Origin of the sequence: Thermococcus barophilus MP, from assembly GCF_000151105.2 — an archaeon.
GTDB classification, from domain to species: Archaea; Methanobacteriota_B; Thermococci; order Thermococcales; family Thermococcaceae; genus Thermococcus_B; species Thermococcus_B barophilus.
Genome location: NC_014804.1, coordinates 231,045 through 245,381 on the forward strand (window position 1 = coordinate 231,045; position 14,337 = coordinate 245,381).

A 14,337-nucleotide genomic window follows, 5' to 3' on the forward strand; every position below is an offset into this window, starting at 1 on the left:
TTTCTACTGTTTCTCGATTCTTTCTATAATAACGCGCTGAGCTTCTATATCCTCAACTTCAGCATCAAAGCCTCCAACTGTAACTTCACCATCATTTGTTTCAAGGACAAAATTGCTTATTATTCCGGAACGATTAACAGAACGTGCTCTTCCCACAATTTTTACTGGAGATCCTTCTTTTACATTTCTGCCTTCAACAGTTACTATTGGAATATATCCGAGCTTAAAGAGGGCTTCTATTTCGTCAAGCACTATAGAGAATTCTAAAAAGGTCTTTGGATAAGCCTCTGGCTCGTAATCCCAAGAGATTATTTCCTTGGCCTTTCTCCATAGGTTGTTATGGATGTTTAGAAGTCTCAAAAGTAGGTCCTTTTCTTGAATTTCATACCCGTAGATTTCAGAATTTGAAAGTGGTAGCTTGTTTGGACTGAAAAATCTTCTTTTTGAATAAACGGCAACTGAAAGGTCTGAAATTACTAAGAGAAAGTTGCCTAACTCTGAGGTTCTAATTTTTACCTGATTTTTGAACCGTTGGAACTCTTCAAAAGATTCTTTCCCTGGATATACAAGGAGATATAAGTTGACTCCTCTTTGGAGAGCACTGAGGAGATATGGCTTTATTTCCTTAAACACGTTATATGGCACCTCCGCTCTGATCTCAATTTCAGCAGAATTTATTGTCTCAATAACACTTGACATTACGCCTTCGAGGCTTCTTACGACAGATATGTAGGGTCCTTCCTCCTCTGTTCTGCTCCTGATTTTCATGAGCTCTTCTTTGAGAGTTTCTTTCAGTAAATCAAGCTTCATCTTATAAACATCAATAAGGGAAACGATGTCTGTGGCTGTGTAAATTCTTGGCCTTCCAGCGGAGGCTTTTACAAAACCCTTTCGTATTAGGCTCTGGATTATGTTGTAGAGCTGAGGTTGATGGACGTCAAGAGAGTCTAAAAGTTCTTTTACAGTTGCTCCATTCTTTGTCCATATTGTCAGGTAAACTTCAGCTTCTCTTTTTGTGAGTCCCAACTCTTGGAGTTTTTCAATGAGAGTTGCGGTTGACATTGTCATATTAACCACCCCTCACTGCATTATATTCTGAGTTTTTACTATTTAAATATTATTGGAAATAATAAAGAAAAGTTTATATAATATGATTATAGTATAAAAATCTGAAGACTCCCATATGAGGTGGGTTATATGAAAAAAGCATACAGCTTTATTCTGGTCTCAGTGCTTTTAATAGCGGTGGTAGCAGCTGGATGTATAGGTGGTGGGGGGGAAACATCTTCCCCCCCACCTACAACAGTGACAACAACAAAGGTTGAGACTCAAACAAAGATTCAAACTGAAACAAAGGTGCAGGAAAAGGTTTTTATAAGATTTGCTGGCTGGAGTGCTGGAGAGACTGAAATGAAAAACTACCAGAGAATAATTGGAGAATTCGAGCAAAAGTATCCAAACATCGGCGTTAAATATGAGGTAATTCCCCAGATGTTCCACGAGAATATCTTAGCATCATTTGGGGCTGGAGTCGCACCTGATGTATTCTACGTTGACAGTTCTTGGGCACCAATATTCATTGATAAGGGGGCATTGTACCCAATATCTGACCTTGCTGACAAGAGCTTTATTGACCAGTTCTATCCATTTCTCCTGAAGCCATTCATGAAGGATGGAAAGCTTTATGGGCTTCCAAAGGATTGGAGCATGCTTGCACTGTTTTACAACAAGAAGCTGTTTGAGCAAGCCGGTCTCACAAGACCTCCACAAACTTGGGAAGAGTTGGAGGAGTATGCAAAGATAATTGCTGATAAAACTGGTAAACCAGGTTTGGCTATTTATTTGGGTGGATTTAACAGATACGTCCCTGTTGCGGTCAGCAATGGTGCTCCAAAGCCATGGTTTGAAAAGCCAGAAGATGCTTCATGGTTCGACAATCCTGTTGTGAAGGAAACCTTGACATGGTACATCAACCTGTACAAGAAGGGCAAGATTGAGAGAGAGCAACAAGGAAAAACACCTTACGTTGTCCAGCCAAGCGATGTCGGTGCTGGATGGCTTGGAGATGCTTTTGGACAGCAACAGGTTGCAATGGTTATAAGCGGTAACTGGATGATTCCATTTTTAGCAGACCAGTTCCCGGACTTTAAGTACGGCGAAGACTGGGATATTGCACCAGTTCCTGCTGGGAAGAAAGGAAGAGTTACAATGGCATACACGGTCATTTTAGGAATAAATGCAAAGACTGAACATCCACAGGAAGCGTGGAAGTTTGTTGAATTTGTGTTGGGACCTTATGGACAGAAAGAGCTTGTTGTTAAGGCAGGTCATACGTTACCAAGCATAAAAGGTTTTGAAAACGATCCAGACATGTGGCCACAGCACAAGAAGACACTTTCTTTCAAGTATGACCAGATGATAGTATTTCTCTGGGGTCCAAAGTCAGGTGTTCTTGAAGGAAAATTCAGTGATGCAATGGCATCTGCAATGAGAGGAGAAATAACTGTTGATGAGGCTATTGAAGTCATGAAGCAGATTGTTCAGGAAGAATTAAGCAGCTGAGGTGGCTTTTTATGTTTTCTAAATTTTCTTCTTTTTATGAGAAGGGTAGAAATAAGGAGATTGTAGCAGGTTTATCTCTTATCTCGGTTGCAGTTGTATTGAATCTTGTTTTTGGGTACTTTGCAATGATATTTGCCTTTTACCTGAGCTTTTTCAAGTGGGATTATATCGGTCAAATGCAATTTGTAGGATTGAAAAATTTTGAAATTGTGATTAGAGATTTAATCAGGGGATTTCATGGCGCTCCTTATTTGCTCTCACCCTTTTACACTGGATTAAAGAACATTTTGATTTACACTGCAATAGTTGTCCCAATTCAGACTTTTTTGGCGGTAGTGCTTGCTGCATTTGCTAATCAGAAAATTAGAGGACAGCAGTTTTTCAAGGTCTCTTACTTTTTGCCAGCAACGACAAGCTCAGTTATCGTTGCTCTGATTTTCATTTGGCTTTTCATGAAAAATGGATTTATCAATTATGCTCTCGCTCATATAATCCCAGGCTTCCAGCCGATAGACTGGATAAACGACAGAAACTATCTGCTTTTGGCAATTGCAATGGTTGCTATCTGGGGAACGAGCGGACATTTCATGGTGTCCTTTCTTGCAGCAATGCAGGCAATACCCAGAGAAATTTATGAGGCAGCAATGCTTGATGGTGCTGGCCCAATAAGGAGGTTCTTCTTCATAACAATACCAATGCTTAGGCCCATGATTGTTTATGTCGTGGTTATGGGGTTAATTGGAGCACTTCAGATGTTCGATTTAGCTTGGGTAATGGCTGGAGCCAATGGTGGGCCAGGAGGAGCAGGATATACGGTTGCTTTGGACATATATAATGAGGCATTCACAAGAATACGGCCAGGAGTTGCAGCGGCTAAAAGCTGGTTCCTTTTTGCAATAATCTTCACAACAACTTATCTCTTCCAGAAGAAGTACGGGAGGGCTATGAGATGACTCCCAAGGAGAGAGAAAAACTCATTCGTAGAATCTGGATTGTGATAACTTATGTGGTCTTAATAACCTTTGCACTTGTCTATTTGATGCCTTTTATAAGATCTCTCGTTGCCTCATTTATGACATGGGCTCAAGCTTCTCGTTATCCTCCAGAATGGATTCCTCATCCTTTCACTCTGGAAAACTATGAAAAGTTATTTAGACTTGAACTTTTCCCCAGATGGATCCGAAATACAGCGCTTTATGCTGGACTTATAGTCGCTGGTAATATACTTTTTGCAAGCATGGCAGGTTACGCTTTTGCAAGGCTTAAGTTCCCTGGTAGGGATGCTATATTTTCAGCTCTGCTATCATTGCTAATGATTCCAATGTTTGTTACTTTAGTCCCCAACTATATCATAATCTACAAGCTTGGTCTGATTGACAACATCTTTGGTCTCTCTTTGTTAGGTTTAACAAATGTTTCAAGCATATTTCTGATGAGGCAGTATTTTATGTCGCTATCAAATGAAATCTTTGAAGCAGCCCGTTTGGATGGATGCGGACCAATAAAAGCATTCTTTTACATTGCATTGCCCCTTGCAAGACCAGCATTGGGTGCAGTTGCAGTTTACCAGTTCTTGGGTTCATGGAATGCTTTTATCGGACCGTTAATCTTCTTGAGATCTCCAGAGAACTTTACTCTGCCTGTAGGACTGAGCTTTGCCTTCCAGAGGTCTATGTGGACAGAATACACTCCCATAATTGCTGGCTCTCTTGTGGCATCTGCTCCCACAATAATCCTGTTCCTTGTGTTGAACAAGTACTTGATTAGAGGTATAGTCATCACAGGAGGGAAGGGCTGATGGCAAGGGTTTTGCTGAAAAATGTTACTAAAAAATTCGGCAATGTTGTTGCCGTCAACAATCTCAACCTTGAAATTAGAGATGGGGAGTTCATGGTTCTTCTTGGACCAAGTGGATGTGGAAAATCAACAACTCTGAGAATGATTGCTGGATTGGAAACTCCAACAGAAGGGGAGATATGGATTGGCGACCAGCTTGTCAATGACATCGATCCGACCAAGAGAAATGTTGCAATGGTTTTCCAGAGCTATGCCCTTTATCCGCACATGACCGTTTTTGGGAATATAGAGTTCCCGCTCAGGATGGCTGGCGTTCCTAAGCAAGAAAGGATTAAAAAAGTCAAGGAGGTTGCTGAATTTCTCGGAATTGCGGATTTACTAAATAGAAAACCAAGTGAGCTAAGCGGTGGTCAGCAGCAGAGGGTAGCGTTGGCAAGAGCATTGGTTAGGGAACCACAAGTATTCCTCTTAGATGAGCCTCTATCAAATTTAGATGCAAAAATCAGGACTCAAATGCGTTTTGAGCTTAAAAAGTTGTTGAGTTACGAGTTGGGGATTACAACAGTCTATGTGACTCACGACCAAGTCGAAGCAATGACGATGGCAGATAGGATAGCTGTCATGAACAAAGGTATTCTTCAGCAAGTTGGAACACCTGACGAGATTTTCTACAAGCCAAAAAATACCTTTGTTGCAACATTTGTCGGCAGTCCTCCAATGAACTTAATTGAGGGCAGCATTGTAGAGAAAGATGGTAAAATATTATTTGAGACTGAACACTTCTCCTTACAGCTTCCAAGTGATGTTCCAAAGGCTGAAGAAGCTATTCTTGGCTTTAGGCCTCAGCATGTGGAAGTCAGCTTAGCTCCAAAAGAGGGTTATGTGAAAGGCAATCTCTTAGGAGTTGAGAAGCTTGGAGTTGAGAACTATGGACACATAGGCTATGGACGTCTTGAGATTGTTGTTAGGCTTCCGGAGGAGATAAGAGTGATGAGGGGGGAAATCTACTGGAAACCTCAGGGGAACAGGATTTACATCTTTGATCCAAAGACCAGAAGAGCCATTTATGGGTAGCTGAAAAGCTTTAAAAGGCATCCTCCCAATTTTTCATCATGCTTTATGTAGAAATCCTTGGAAATCTACCGAGCTTGGCTAAAAGTGAAGTTAAAGCGCTCATTGAGCTTGCAGATAGGAGATTTAAAATTGCTGAGGAAGATTATCTGCTTCTGGCAATTAGAGGCAACGAGAGAGCTTTTCCCTTCTTAGATAGACTGGGGATGGCTCATGAATATGGGATTTTGCTTTTTTCAGCAGAGAATGTTGAGGAACTCTATGCCAAAGCGGAAAGCATTGATTGGAGCGAATATATAGCTGGAACTTTCAAAGTTGACAGAGAAACTATGAGAAATTGTGCTCATGATGTTGAAAATCTCGAAAAGAAGCTCGGCGCAATAATTTACAGACAAGGGTTTAGAGTAAATTTATCTAATCCCAACACCCTTGTGAGAGTTTACTGTGGGAAAAAGTTGTGGGTAGGAATTAGGGTTAGATTTTTTAAAGCAAAAACCTTTGATGAGAGGAAAGCTGATAAAAGGCCTTTCTATAAGCCAATTGCCCTGCCTCCAAGAATTGCAAGAGCTATGGTAAATTTAGCAAGGGCAAAAATGGAGATTCTTGATCCTTTTATGGGAACCGGTGGAATTCTAATAGAGGCTGGATTAATGGGTCTGAAGGTTTATGGTGTCGATTTGCGAAGAGATATGGTTGAAGGGGCAAGGATAAACCTCGAATATTTTGGGGTTAAATGTTATGTTTTAAAGCGGGGGGATGCAACCAAGCTTAGGGAAATCTTTCCAGATAAGACTTTTGAAGCAGTGGCAACCGACCCTCCTTATGGCTCCTCAGCAACGTTAGCTGGGAGGAAGAGAGAGGAATTGTATGAAAAGGCTTTGGAGAGCATTTACGAAGTCCTTGATGGTTATCTGAGTATAGCTTTTCCGGCTGATTTTAATGCTGAGAAAATTGCCGAGAAAATAGGGTTTGAGGTTTTGGAGAAGCACTATCAGAGGGTTCACTCTTCACTCGATAGGTATTTCTATGTAATGAAAACATAAAAAGAAAAATCAGCTCTCAAAGGGACTTTCCTTCAGCTTTTCGTTAACAAATCTGACAATGTGTCTTATGTCATCCTGAATTGTTTCTGGTTCGGGCTTCATTAGGATGTAAAATACATTTGTTTTTGGAGTTAATGAAACATGCTTAACATTTTCTGGTTTTGAAAAGCCTTGCAGGAATTCTCTAAGTAGCTCAACATCTCTTCGTTTCTCAAAGAGAGCTTCGTATTCTTTTCTCCCACTCTCAATGACATCCTTCTGGAGAAGTTCCTCATCTTCAATCTTTGGTTTTATGCGGTAATAGCGTTTCTGAATTAAATGTGCCTCTCTTTTTATCTGCGAATATGGTCTGACAACTATATAGAGCTTGTCATGTCTGCTTATCAACTTTGAAATTGGCATGTAGAATATGCTCTGTCTCGGGAGAAGGGTTAATGTATACTCAAACTTATCTATGTTGCCCTCACTAACCTTGTAGTACGCTCTAAACCCGATATACCCGCCAAGCCACACATATTCTTTATCTTTTGGCTTTATTGTATCTTCAAATGCCCTCAGGTAGTGTTGCATCAGCATAAGATTTAGCTTTCGTCCTTTGAAGAACTGAATTGATGCCACCCCAGCTAAAACCATGAGCACCAGCAAAAATTCTGGGGAAACCTTTATGTCCATTTTCAAACCTCCTCAAGTGGATAGTATCTTTGTAACGTCATGCTATCAATTATCTCAAATTCGGGGATTTTGTCTTCTAAAACTTTTACTATCTCCTTGACAATTTTTGCATGAACCGTCCAAGTAATGGCCATTTCAAATGGGCTTTGTGGTGTTCTCCGAGCTAAATCGAGATAAATCACTATCTTACCGTTGTCTCTAACTATTTTAGTGACTATTCCAAGCTTAACTATATTTTCTCCGCTTATTGGTTCTTTTACCGTTTTAAGGGACTCGTATATTCTGTCAATCTCCAATTATTGCTCCCCCTATTTTTTCGAGCAATTCCAAGCCTCTTGGTTCCTCTTCAAACATTGGGATTTTAACTATATCTACCCCTTTGAATTTATTCCTTACGAGTTCTAAGACTTTTTTCTGTGCTTCAATTTTAACTTTAAGTTTTGAAGGCAGTTCTTCAAGCTCAAGTATCTTATTGAGAACTATCAGCCTAAAGGATATTTTAAACTTGTTTAGACTTTCATATGCTCTCTCTGTCTCATAGAGCGGCAGCATTTCAGGATTCATAACTGCTACAACAGTAGTTTTCTTGGGATTTGTTATTATCCTATGAACAAACTCAATTTCTTCTTTATATTTCTTGAGCTCTTTCATTACAGCGTCCTCTTCCTCGTCACTTGGCAGCTTGTATTCTTCGCCTTCTATTACAAACTTTCTTTCACCCTGTATTTTTTCTATGGCTTTTCTTCTCTCAAGTATCTTTCTTCTTATTTCGATCAGCTTGTTGGTCCATATAAGAGATATTCTCGGTAGAGCAAGCACTCTCAGGGTTAGTCCAGTAGGAGGAGTGTCAAAAATAATAATATCCCATTTTTCCCCATCAATCAAAATCTCTCTAATTGCCTCGAGGGTTGCATATTCCTCGATACCAGGAGAAAATCTCAAAATTTCAAAATATTTCTCCAAATTTATCACGGTCAGATACTTATACATATGCTTCAGATTCTTCTCTAAGTGTTCTAAATAACTCTGGATGAGTTTTTCCATGTCAAGCTCCATTGCATAAAGATTTTTTATCACCTTCTTGGGCTTGTCGTTTAGTCTCATCATAAAAACATCTCCAAGGTTATGGGCTGGGTCTATTGAAACTATGAGTGTTTTGTATCCTTTCTTTGCGAGTGCTATTGAAGTAGCGGCAGCACTTGTTGTTTTCCCAACACCCCCTTTCCCTATGAAGAATAACACTCTGAACTTCTCTTCTGGAATTAAATAATCTTTCATTTTATCACCTCATGTGATTTCAAACAGTGCGGCCATTTCCCCAAAAATATCGTCCATATTGATAGCTCTTTGCTGCATAACGTATATCTCCCTGACCATGTGTGGCATTAACCTCATTACAAGTGTTGTGGGAGGAGAAGGAATGCCGACAAATGCTCCCATGAGAAGGAGCGCGAAAACATTTTCTAACTCTCTTTCTTCAAACTCAAGATATTCAGTAGATTGTTGCTTAAATGCGCTGATGAAACCTTTAATGAAGTATTTCACATTTTCCAGAATTCTCGCCATGTTACCACCTCTCCAAGAAAACTAAGAAAGAAATTAAGAAATGAAAAAGACCTCAAGCGGCCGCGTACTCCTCGGCTGGCTTCTTCCAGGCAGCGTACCAGTCGACGACGAGGAGCAAGTTGAGGAGTAAGCCGACGACGGTAATGAGGGACACCCAGAATCCAGGCTTAATGACTATGAGGAACCATACGAGTGCTGCTGTCACTGTAATCCACAGGAAGAGTGCGGGGATAACCACTGCCCACTTCCATGCTCCTTCTGGCCTCTGAACCTTTGCAACCCATAGAGAAGCTGTCATCATCGCAATACTTGCCAGCATTTGGTTCATACCACTGAATGCTGGCCAGATGATAAGCCAGCTTCCACCCCAAGCCATGTAAATACCGAAAATTGCAAGGATTATTGATGCAATCCACTTGTTCTTGAGAATCTCTGGACCGTGAACCATATCCATTATCTCCTGCCATGCGAATCTTCCCAGTCTTGTAGCTGTATCAAGGGTTGTCAATGCGAATGCTGAGACCCAAAGGCTTGCAAACACTGCACCGGTTTTGAAGGGAATTCCTAATGCATCTTGGAGTCCGTAGGCGTAGCTCTTTGCAAATATTCCGACCTTAATTCCATGCTTCACAACCTGGATTGCATATTGTGCACCCCAGTTTGTTGTATCGACTGGTATGTTCATTGTCTGGAATACTTTAAGACCGTAGACTGCAATTGAAGCAATGACGATTGTTGAGAGGAAGCCCTCTGTGAACATTCCACCGTATCCAACGAGCAGTCCGTGAAGTTCATTGTCCAGCTGCTTTGACGTTGTACCAGAACCAACGATGGAGTGGAATCCACTCAATGCACCACATGCGATTACCAGTGGAACAGTTGGCCAGAATGGTGAGGGCTTTCCACCAACAACGTTGGCTGACCACGTTGTGAATGCTGGAGCAGAGAATGTTCCAACGCCCTTGAGTCCCACGATTATGAATGCAACACCACCGAGGAGCAATCCGAACCAGAGGATGTACGCGTTAAGATAGTCTCTTGGTTGCAGGAGAACCCATACTGGGAGTGATGAAGCTATGACGATGTAAATGCCTAAGACAATCATCCATGTGTGTTTGCTTGCAGCAATGGGGAACTTGAAACCTAACCACACTGCAATTATTAGCAGAATGATTCCAATGGCAGTTCCTGCATAGAAATTGATCTTCATCTTGTACAGCAGATATCCGAGGATTATTGCATCAATCAAGAACAGCAGTGACGCAGTGGCTGCTTCTGGAGTTCCAACGAAAATACCGGAGATAACCGCTGCGAAAGCTGCGATAACAAGTACCAGGGCAAACCATACATAGAGCTCAAATGCCATACTTGTTCTCCTGCTCATTAGCCTGCCCGCAATCCATTGGATTGACTTACCGTCGTACCTTACGGAGGACATTAATGCTAAGTAGTCATGAACTGCACCGATGAAAACGTTTCCGAACCAAACCCAAAGCAGTGATGGAAGCCATCCCCATGCCATTGCTACCGCTGGACCAACTATTGGACCAGCTCCTGCTATTGAAGCAAAGTGGTGTCCGTAGAGTACAATTGGGTGGGCTGGGACGTAGTCGACACCATCATACAAACGGTGTGCAGGTGTTGGTCTGTTTGGATCTGCTTTAACTACTTTGTTCTGGAGGGATCTTCCATAGCTCATGTACAATCCGGCATATATCAAAGCGGCAACCAAAATAATAAGGGTGGAGTTCATTTTAGCACCTCCGGACCAAGGTTTTATCATTTTCTATTTTTGGGCATTGGATATATAAGAGTTTTTGAGATGTTCTTGAATAAATCGAATAAAATTTGGAAGATGTTTATCTAATAAATGTCAAAAAATTTAGAGAAGTGTACCAGAAATTGAATGAAAATTGACAATTGTATAAAACTTCACCCTATTTCTATTAGTGGTTGTCCTGTGTCTACGGTGTCGCCTTCTTTTATGAGGATTTTCTTTACAATGCCGTCTTTTGGTGCTGGGATTTCGTTCTCCATTTTCATTGCCTCAAGCACAAGCAAACCCTGACCAGCCTTAACCTCATCCCCCTCCCTAACAAGAATCCTCAAAACCTTACCAGGCATAGGCGCAGAAACAACACCCCCACCAACAGACACCCGAGCTGGAACCGGGGCCGAAACCGCCGGACTTGGAGCCGTTACCGGAGCTGGAGCTGGTGCAGGTGCAGACGTTGTTGGTTGTACAGCTCTCTCCTGTACTGAAATTGCAGGCATTACAAGGTTTTCAAGCTTTACCCCTTCAATGCCAACTTCGTACTCCCTTCCACCAATGTAAATCTTGATTATTTTGCCTTTTGGTTTCTCTTCAATAGGTTTGAGCTCTCCTTTCTCCCTCAGTTCAAAGAACTCAAGGGCAACTTGGGGGAAGAGTGCATAGGTTAGTATGTCTTCTTCTTTCTTCAGGTATCCCTTCTCTTCAAGCTCTCTTCTGCATTTTTCGAGCACAGGCTCAAGCAAATCAGCGGGTCTGACTGTTATTGGTTCTTCATCTCCAAGGATAAGCTTTCTAATTTCCTCCTTTATTGGTGCTGGCGGCTTTCCGTAAAGCCCCCTAACGTAGTTTTTGGTTTCCTCTGTAATCATTTTGTACCTTCCGAAAAGGACATTGAAAACTGCTTGGGTTCCGATTATCTGTGAAGTGGGAGTAACTAAAGGAGGGTATCCGAGTTCTTCTCTAACCCTTGGAACTTCTTCGAGAACTTCATCGAGCTTATCCAGTGCTTTAAGCTCGCTAAGCTGTTTTATCAGATTGGAATACATCCCTCCAGGAATCTGGTGGAGCAGAACATTTGGATCTCCGTGAAGGGCTCTCTTATTCATTAAATGCTCATATTTCTCGTCAAGGAGTTTCCTCAGGTAGCGGGAGATCTGAAAGACGAGTTTCATATCAATTTGAGGTTTATCACTTTCTTTTAACGCATGATAAATTGTTTGTATTGCAGGTTGTGCTGTCCCGTTGGCTAAGGGATATATTGCAGTGTCTATGAGATCTGCCCCAGCCTCTACGGCTTTTAAATACGTTGCTGATGCCAACCCGCTTGTTGCATGAGTGTGAACATTAACTTTAATACCATAGCGTTCCTTAATCTCTTTCACGAGTTCATATGCCATTTGAGGATCTAAAAGGGCTGCCATGTCTTTGATAGTAATGTAATCCACATCAAGCTCTATCAGCTCATCCACCTTTTTCATGTAGTATTCAACTGTAAATATTGGCCCGGTGGTGTAGCATATTGCTCCTTGAACTTCTGCTCCTATCTCTTTGGCTTTTTTAATCGCTGTTTTCATGTTTCTGACGTCATTCAGTGCATCGAATATCCTGAAAATATCAATTCCATTCTTATATGCTAACTCCACGAACTTTTCTACAACGTCATCGGGATAATGCTTATATCCAACGACGTTTTGACCTCTCAGAAGCATTTGGAGCTTTGTCTTTTTTATGTGCTCTCTTAGAGTTCTCAATCTTTCCCAAGGATCTTCTCTTAAAAACCTCAAGGCAGCATCAAAAGTTGCCCCTCCCCATACCTCCATTGAATAAAATCCTATTCTGTCCATCTTTTCGGCTATGGGAAGCATATCTTTTGTGCTCATTCTTGTTGCAATCAATGATTGGTGAGCATCTCTAAATGTTGTATCTATTATCTCAACCATTTTTATCACCGCTATTGTTTTTATTCAATATAACCAGTGAGTAGGGTATAAAACCTCTTTGAACAAGCTTTTGTTCAAAAGGAGCTTTATTTGAAAATTTTCTTGTCACTTAAAAAATCAATTTGTAGGTTTTTATGTGTTTTTGGACAAATTTGGATAAAAGTAAAAGAAGAGCAGCTTTAAATCAGTCCTTCAGCTTTTGCGGCTTCTTCAGGCTCTTCATTGCGGTGGATTACCCGGAGTATAGCTTTAATCATGGGTTCTGGATTTTCACGCTGGAATATGTTTCTACCAACGACTGCTCCAGCCCCTCCAGCTTCAATAACTTCGTAAACGACCTTTAGGAATTCAAGAGGGTTTTTAGCTTTTGCTCCCCCACTTAGGAGGACGGGAACACCAGCGGCAGCATCGACAACTTTGGCAAATGTCTCTTTTGAACCTGTCCAGTATGTTTTGATCATATCGGCACCCATCTCAGCAGCTGCTCTTGCTCCATACATAACAACCCTATAATCTTCTTTTTTGCCGTATTTTTCGTTGATGTAGGGTCCTCTTGGATAAGAAAACTGAACAACAGGCAATCCAAAATCATGTGCAATGCTTGCAACCTCTGCAAACTGCTTCATCATTATATCTTCATAGGGTGAACCCCAGTAAACTGTTGCTGCAACTGCATCTGCCCCAAGTTTAATTGCATCTTCAACAAAGCCGAGAGGGCTCTGTAAAAATTGGTCTTCTTTTGGTCTCAGATTGGTCTTGCTTGTGAGCTTAACCATTAAACCAACATTTGGATTCAAAACATCTCCACTTACCCTTGCAATTCCCGGAAGCAGCATAACACCATCTACTCCAGCCCTAATTACTTTTTTGAGAATTACTCTGGGGTTTACGTGTTCCCAGACTTCAGTAAAATCTTCTGGACCATGTTCAAATCCATGATCCATGGCAAATATTAAAGCTCTGCCGTCTCTTCTGAAGAACCTTCTGAGCCTTCTCCTAATCCCAATATTTTGAAATGCTTCCATACTAATCACCTTGGGTGATATAGTTATTTTTTGAATTTAAGCTTTGCCGTATAAGTTAAATTGGCTAAGCCATGAAATTTTCTTGGTGGTGTTTGTGCTTGATATCAATACAGAGATTATAGGGAGGAAGGTTATTTATCTTCAAGAGGTGGAGTCAACCAATGAGCTTGCCAAGAAAATAGCTCCCCAAGAGGAGGAAGGAACTATAATTGTTGCAGATATTCAGAGAAGGGGGAGGGGCAGGAAACTTAGAAAATGGATTTCTCCAAAAGGTGGACTATGGATGAGTGTTATTTTAAAGCCCAATGTACATCTAGTGCACATAACGAAGCTTGTATTTGTTTCTGCACTTGCAGTTGTTGAAACTTTGGCGGAATTCGGAATTGAAGGAAAGATTAAATGGCCAAATGATGTCCTTGTCAATAGGAAAAAAATTTGCGGGATTTTAAGTGAAGGAAAATATTCAACGGATAGTGTGGAGTATGTGGTTCTTGGTATCGGGTTGAATGTTAACAACGAAATTCCAGTGGATTTGCTGGATGTTGCGATATCCATGAAGGATGTACTGGGGTTTAGAGTTCCGCTTGTTGAGGTTTTTAGAAATCTTTTGGAAAAGCTGGACAAGTGGTATTTGAGATATCTTGATGGACAATACGCCCTCATATTGGAAGAATGGAAAGCTTACAGTGCTGTCATTGGAAAGGAAGTTAGAATTGTTGGGGATAATGAGGAGATCATCGGCACTGCGGTTGATGTAAGCGATGACGGGTCTCTTATCATTGCATTAAAGGATGGTACACTAAAGAAAATTTACTATGGGGATGTTTCCCTTAGATTTTCCTGAGTTACCTAAGTTATTATATCAATTGTCGAAGTGCTATTAGGCA

The 14,337-nt window shown here is 41.1% G+C and carries 14 protein-coding genes; 6 read left to right on the forward strand and 8 right to left on the reverse strand.

Annotation, left to right across the window (positions count from 1 at the left end; all coding sequences use genetic code 11):
• Positions 1-3: 3 nt before the first annotated feature.
• A complete protein-coding gene (locus TERMP_RS01400) occupies positions 4-1,068 on the reverse strand; it encodes a TrmB family transcriptional regulator (protein ID WP_013466552.1) in 1,065 nt (354 codons plus the stop codon).
• A gap of 129 nt (positions 1,069-1,197) precedes the next feature.
• On the opposite strand from TERMP_RS01400, the gene TERMP_RS01405 reads away from it, so the two are divergent.
• The 5 genes from TERMP_RS01405 to TERMP_RS01425 are packed head-to-tail and all read left to right on the forward strand — an operon-like array spanning position 1,198 to position 6,473.
• On the forward strand, positions 1,198-2,562 hold the full coding sequence (locus tag TERMP_RS01405; RefSeq protein WP_013466553.1) for an ABC transporter substrate-binding protein: 1,365 nt from the start codon (positions 1,198-1,200) through the stop codon (positions 2,560-2,562).
• An 11-nt stretch (positions 2,563-2,573) separates the two neighbouring features.
• On the forward strand, positions 2,574-3,515 hold the full coding sequence (locus TERMP_RS01410; protein WP_013466554.1) for a carbohydrate ABC transporter permease: 942 nt from the start codon (positions 2,574-2,576) through the stop codon (positions 3,513-3,515).
• A complete protein-coding gene (locus tag TERMP_RS01415) occupies positions 3,512-4,360 on the forward strand; it encodes a carbohydrate ABC transporter permease (RefSeq protein WP_013466555.1) in 849 nt (282 codons plus the stop codon). The genes TERMP_RS01410 and TERMP_RS01415 overlap by 4 nt, the downstream gene beginning before the upstream one ends.
• Positions 4,360-5,433 (forward strand): ABC transporter ATP-binding protein, encoded by a 1,074-nt coding sequence (locus tag TERMP_RS01420; protein WP_013466556.1) that lies wholly within the window; start codon positions 4,360-4,362, stop codon positions 5,431-5,433. Before TERMP_RS01415 ends, TERMP_RS01420 begins: the two co-directional genes overlap by 1 nt.
• A gap of 38 nt (positions 5,434-5,471) precedes the next feature.
• Positions 5,472-6,473, forward strand: coding sequence for a TIGR01177 family methyltransferase (locus TERMP_RS01425; RefSeq protein ID WP_013466557.1), 1,002 nt, complete (start codon positions 5,472-5,474; stop codon positions 6,471-6,473).
• A 9-nt stretch (positions 6,474-6,482) separates the two neighbouring features.
• Here TERMP_RS01425 and TERMP_RS01430 read toward each other — a convergent pair whose 3' ends face one another.
• The 7 genes from TERMP_RS01430 to fba form a co-directional block, all read right to left on the reverse strand.
• On the reverse strand, positions 6,483-7,145 hold the full coding sequence (locus TERMP_RS01430; protein ID WP_013466558.1) for a hypothetical protein: 663 nt from the start codon (positions 7,143-7,145) through the stop codon (positions 6,483-6,485).
• 2 nt (positions 7,146-7,147) lie between these two features.
• Positions 7,148-7,441 (reverse strand): iron-sulfur cluster assembly protein, encoded by a 294-nt coding sequence (locus tag TERMP_RS01435; RefSeq protein WP_013466559.1) that lies wholly within the window; start codon positions 7,439-7,441, stop codon positions 7,148-7,150.
• Complete coding sequence (locus TERMP_RS01440) at positions 7,431-8,423, reverse strand: ArsA family ATPase (RefSeq protein WP_013466560.1); 993 nt, start codon at positions 8,421-8,423, stop codon at positions 7,431-7,433. Before TERMP_RS01440 ends, TERMP_RS01435 begins: the two co-directional genes overlap by 11 nt.
• A gap of 9 nt (positions 8,424-8,432) precedes the next feature.
• Entirely contained in the window at positions 8,433-8,711 is a 279-nt protein-coding gene (locus TERMP_RS01445; RefSeq protein ID WP_013466561.1) for a hypothetical protein, read from the reverse strand.
• Between the two features lie 52 nt (positions 8,712-8,763).
• The gene (locus TERMP_RS01450) at positions 8,764-10,464 is read right to left on the reverse strand and encodes a carbon starvation CstA family protein (protein ID WP_013466562.1); all 1,701 of its coding nucleotides are present in this window, start codon (positions 10,462-10,464) and stop codon (positions 8,764-8,766) included.
• Positions 10,465-10,643: 179 nt separating this feature from the next.
• On the reverse strand, positions 10,644-12,425 hold the full coding sequence (oadA, locus tag TERMP_RS01455) for a sodium-extruding oxaloacetate decarboxylase subunit alpha (protein ID WP_013466563.1): 1,782 nt from the start codon (positions 12,423-12,425) through the stop codon (positions 10,644-10,646).
• Between the two features lie 179 nt (positions 12,426-12,604).
• Positions 12,605-13,450, reverse strand: a complete 846-nt coding sequence (gene fba, locus TERMP_RS01460; RefSeq protein WP_013466564.1) for a class I fructose-bisphosphate aldolase — start codon at positions 13,448-13,450, stop codon at positions 12,605-12,607.
• A 94-nt stretch (positions 13,451-13,544) separates the two neighbouring features.
• On the opposite strand from fba, the gene TERMP_RS01465 reads away from it, so the two are divergent.
• Entirely contained in the window at positions 13,545-14,294 is a 750-nt protein-coding gene (locus TERMP_RS01465; RefSeq protein ID WP_013466565.1) for a biotin--[acetyl-CoA-carboxylase] ligase, read from the forward strand.
• The last annotated feature ends 43 nt before the right edge of the window (positions 14,295-14,337 follow it).

Excerpts from the sequence above, each read along its gene's own strand:
- TERMP_RS01400 (WP_013466552.1), bottom strand. The coding sequence starts at position 1,068 with ATGACAATGTCAACCGCAACTCTCATTGAAAAACTCCAAGAGTTGGGA.
- TERMP_RS01450 (WP_013466562.1), bottom strand. The coding sequence starts at position 10,464 with ATGAACTCCACCCTTATTATTTTGGTTGCCGCTTTGATATATGCCGGA.
- TERMP_RS01405 (WP_013466553.1), top strand. The coding sequence starts at position 1,198 with ATGAAAAAAGCATACAGCTTTATTCTGGTCTCAGTGCTTTTAATAGCG.
- TERMP_RS01415 (WP_013466555.1), top strand. The coding sequence starts at position 3,512 with ATGACTCCCAAGGAGAGAGAAAAACTCATTCGTAGAATCTGGATTGTG.
- TERMP_RS01440 (WP_013466560.1), bottom strand. The coding sequence starts at position 8,423 with ATGAAAGATTATTTAATTCCAGAAGAGAAGTTCAGAGTGTTATTCTTC.
- oadA (WP_013466563.1), bottom strand. The coding sequence starts at position 12,425 with ATGGTTGAGATAATAGATACAACATTTAGAGATGCTCACCAATCATTG.
- TERMP_RS01410 (WP_013466554.1), top strand. The coding sequence starts at position 2,574 with ATGTTTTCTAAATTTTCTTCTTTTTATGAGAAGGGTAGAAATAAGGAG.
- fba (WP_013466564.1), bottom strand. The coding sequence starts at position 13,450 with ATGGAAGCATTTCAAAATATTGGGATTAGGAGAAGGCTCAGAAGGTTC.
- TERMP_RS01445 (WP_013466561.1), bottom strand. The coding sequence starts at position 8,711 with ATGGCGAGAATTCTGGAAAATGTGAAATACTTCATTAAAGGTTTCATC.
- TERMP_RS01430 (WP_013466558.1), bottom strand. The coding sequence starts at position 7,145 with ATGGACATAAAGGTTTCCCCAGAATTTTTGCTGGTGCTCATGGTTTTA.
- TERMP_RS01425 (WP_013466557.1), top strand. The coding sequence starts at position 5,472 with ATGCTTTATGTAGAAATCCTTGGAAATCTACCGAGCTTGGCTAAAAGT.
- TERMP_RS01420 (WP_013466556.1), top strand. The coding sequence starts at position 4,360 with ATGGCAAGGGTTTTGCTGAAAAATGTTACTAAAAAATTCGGCAATGTT.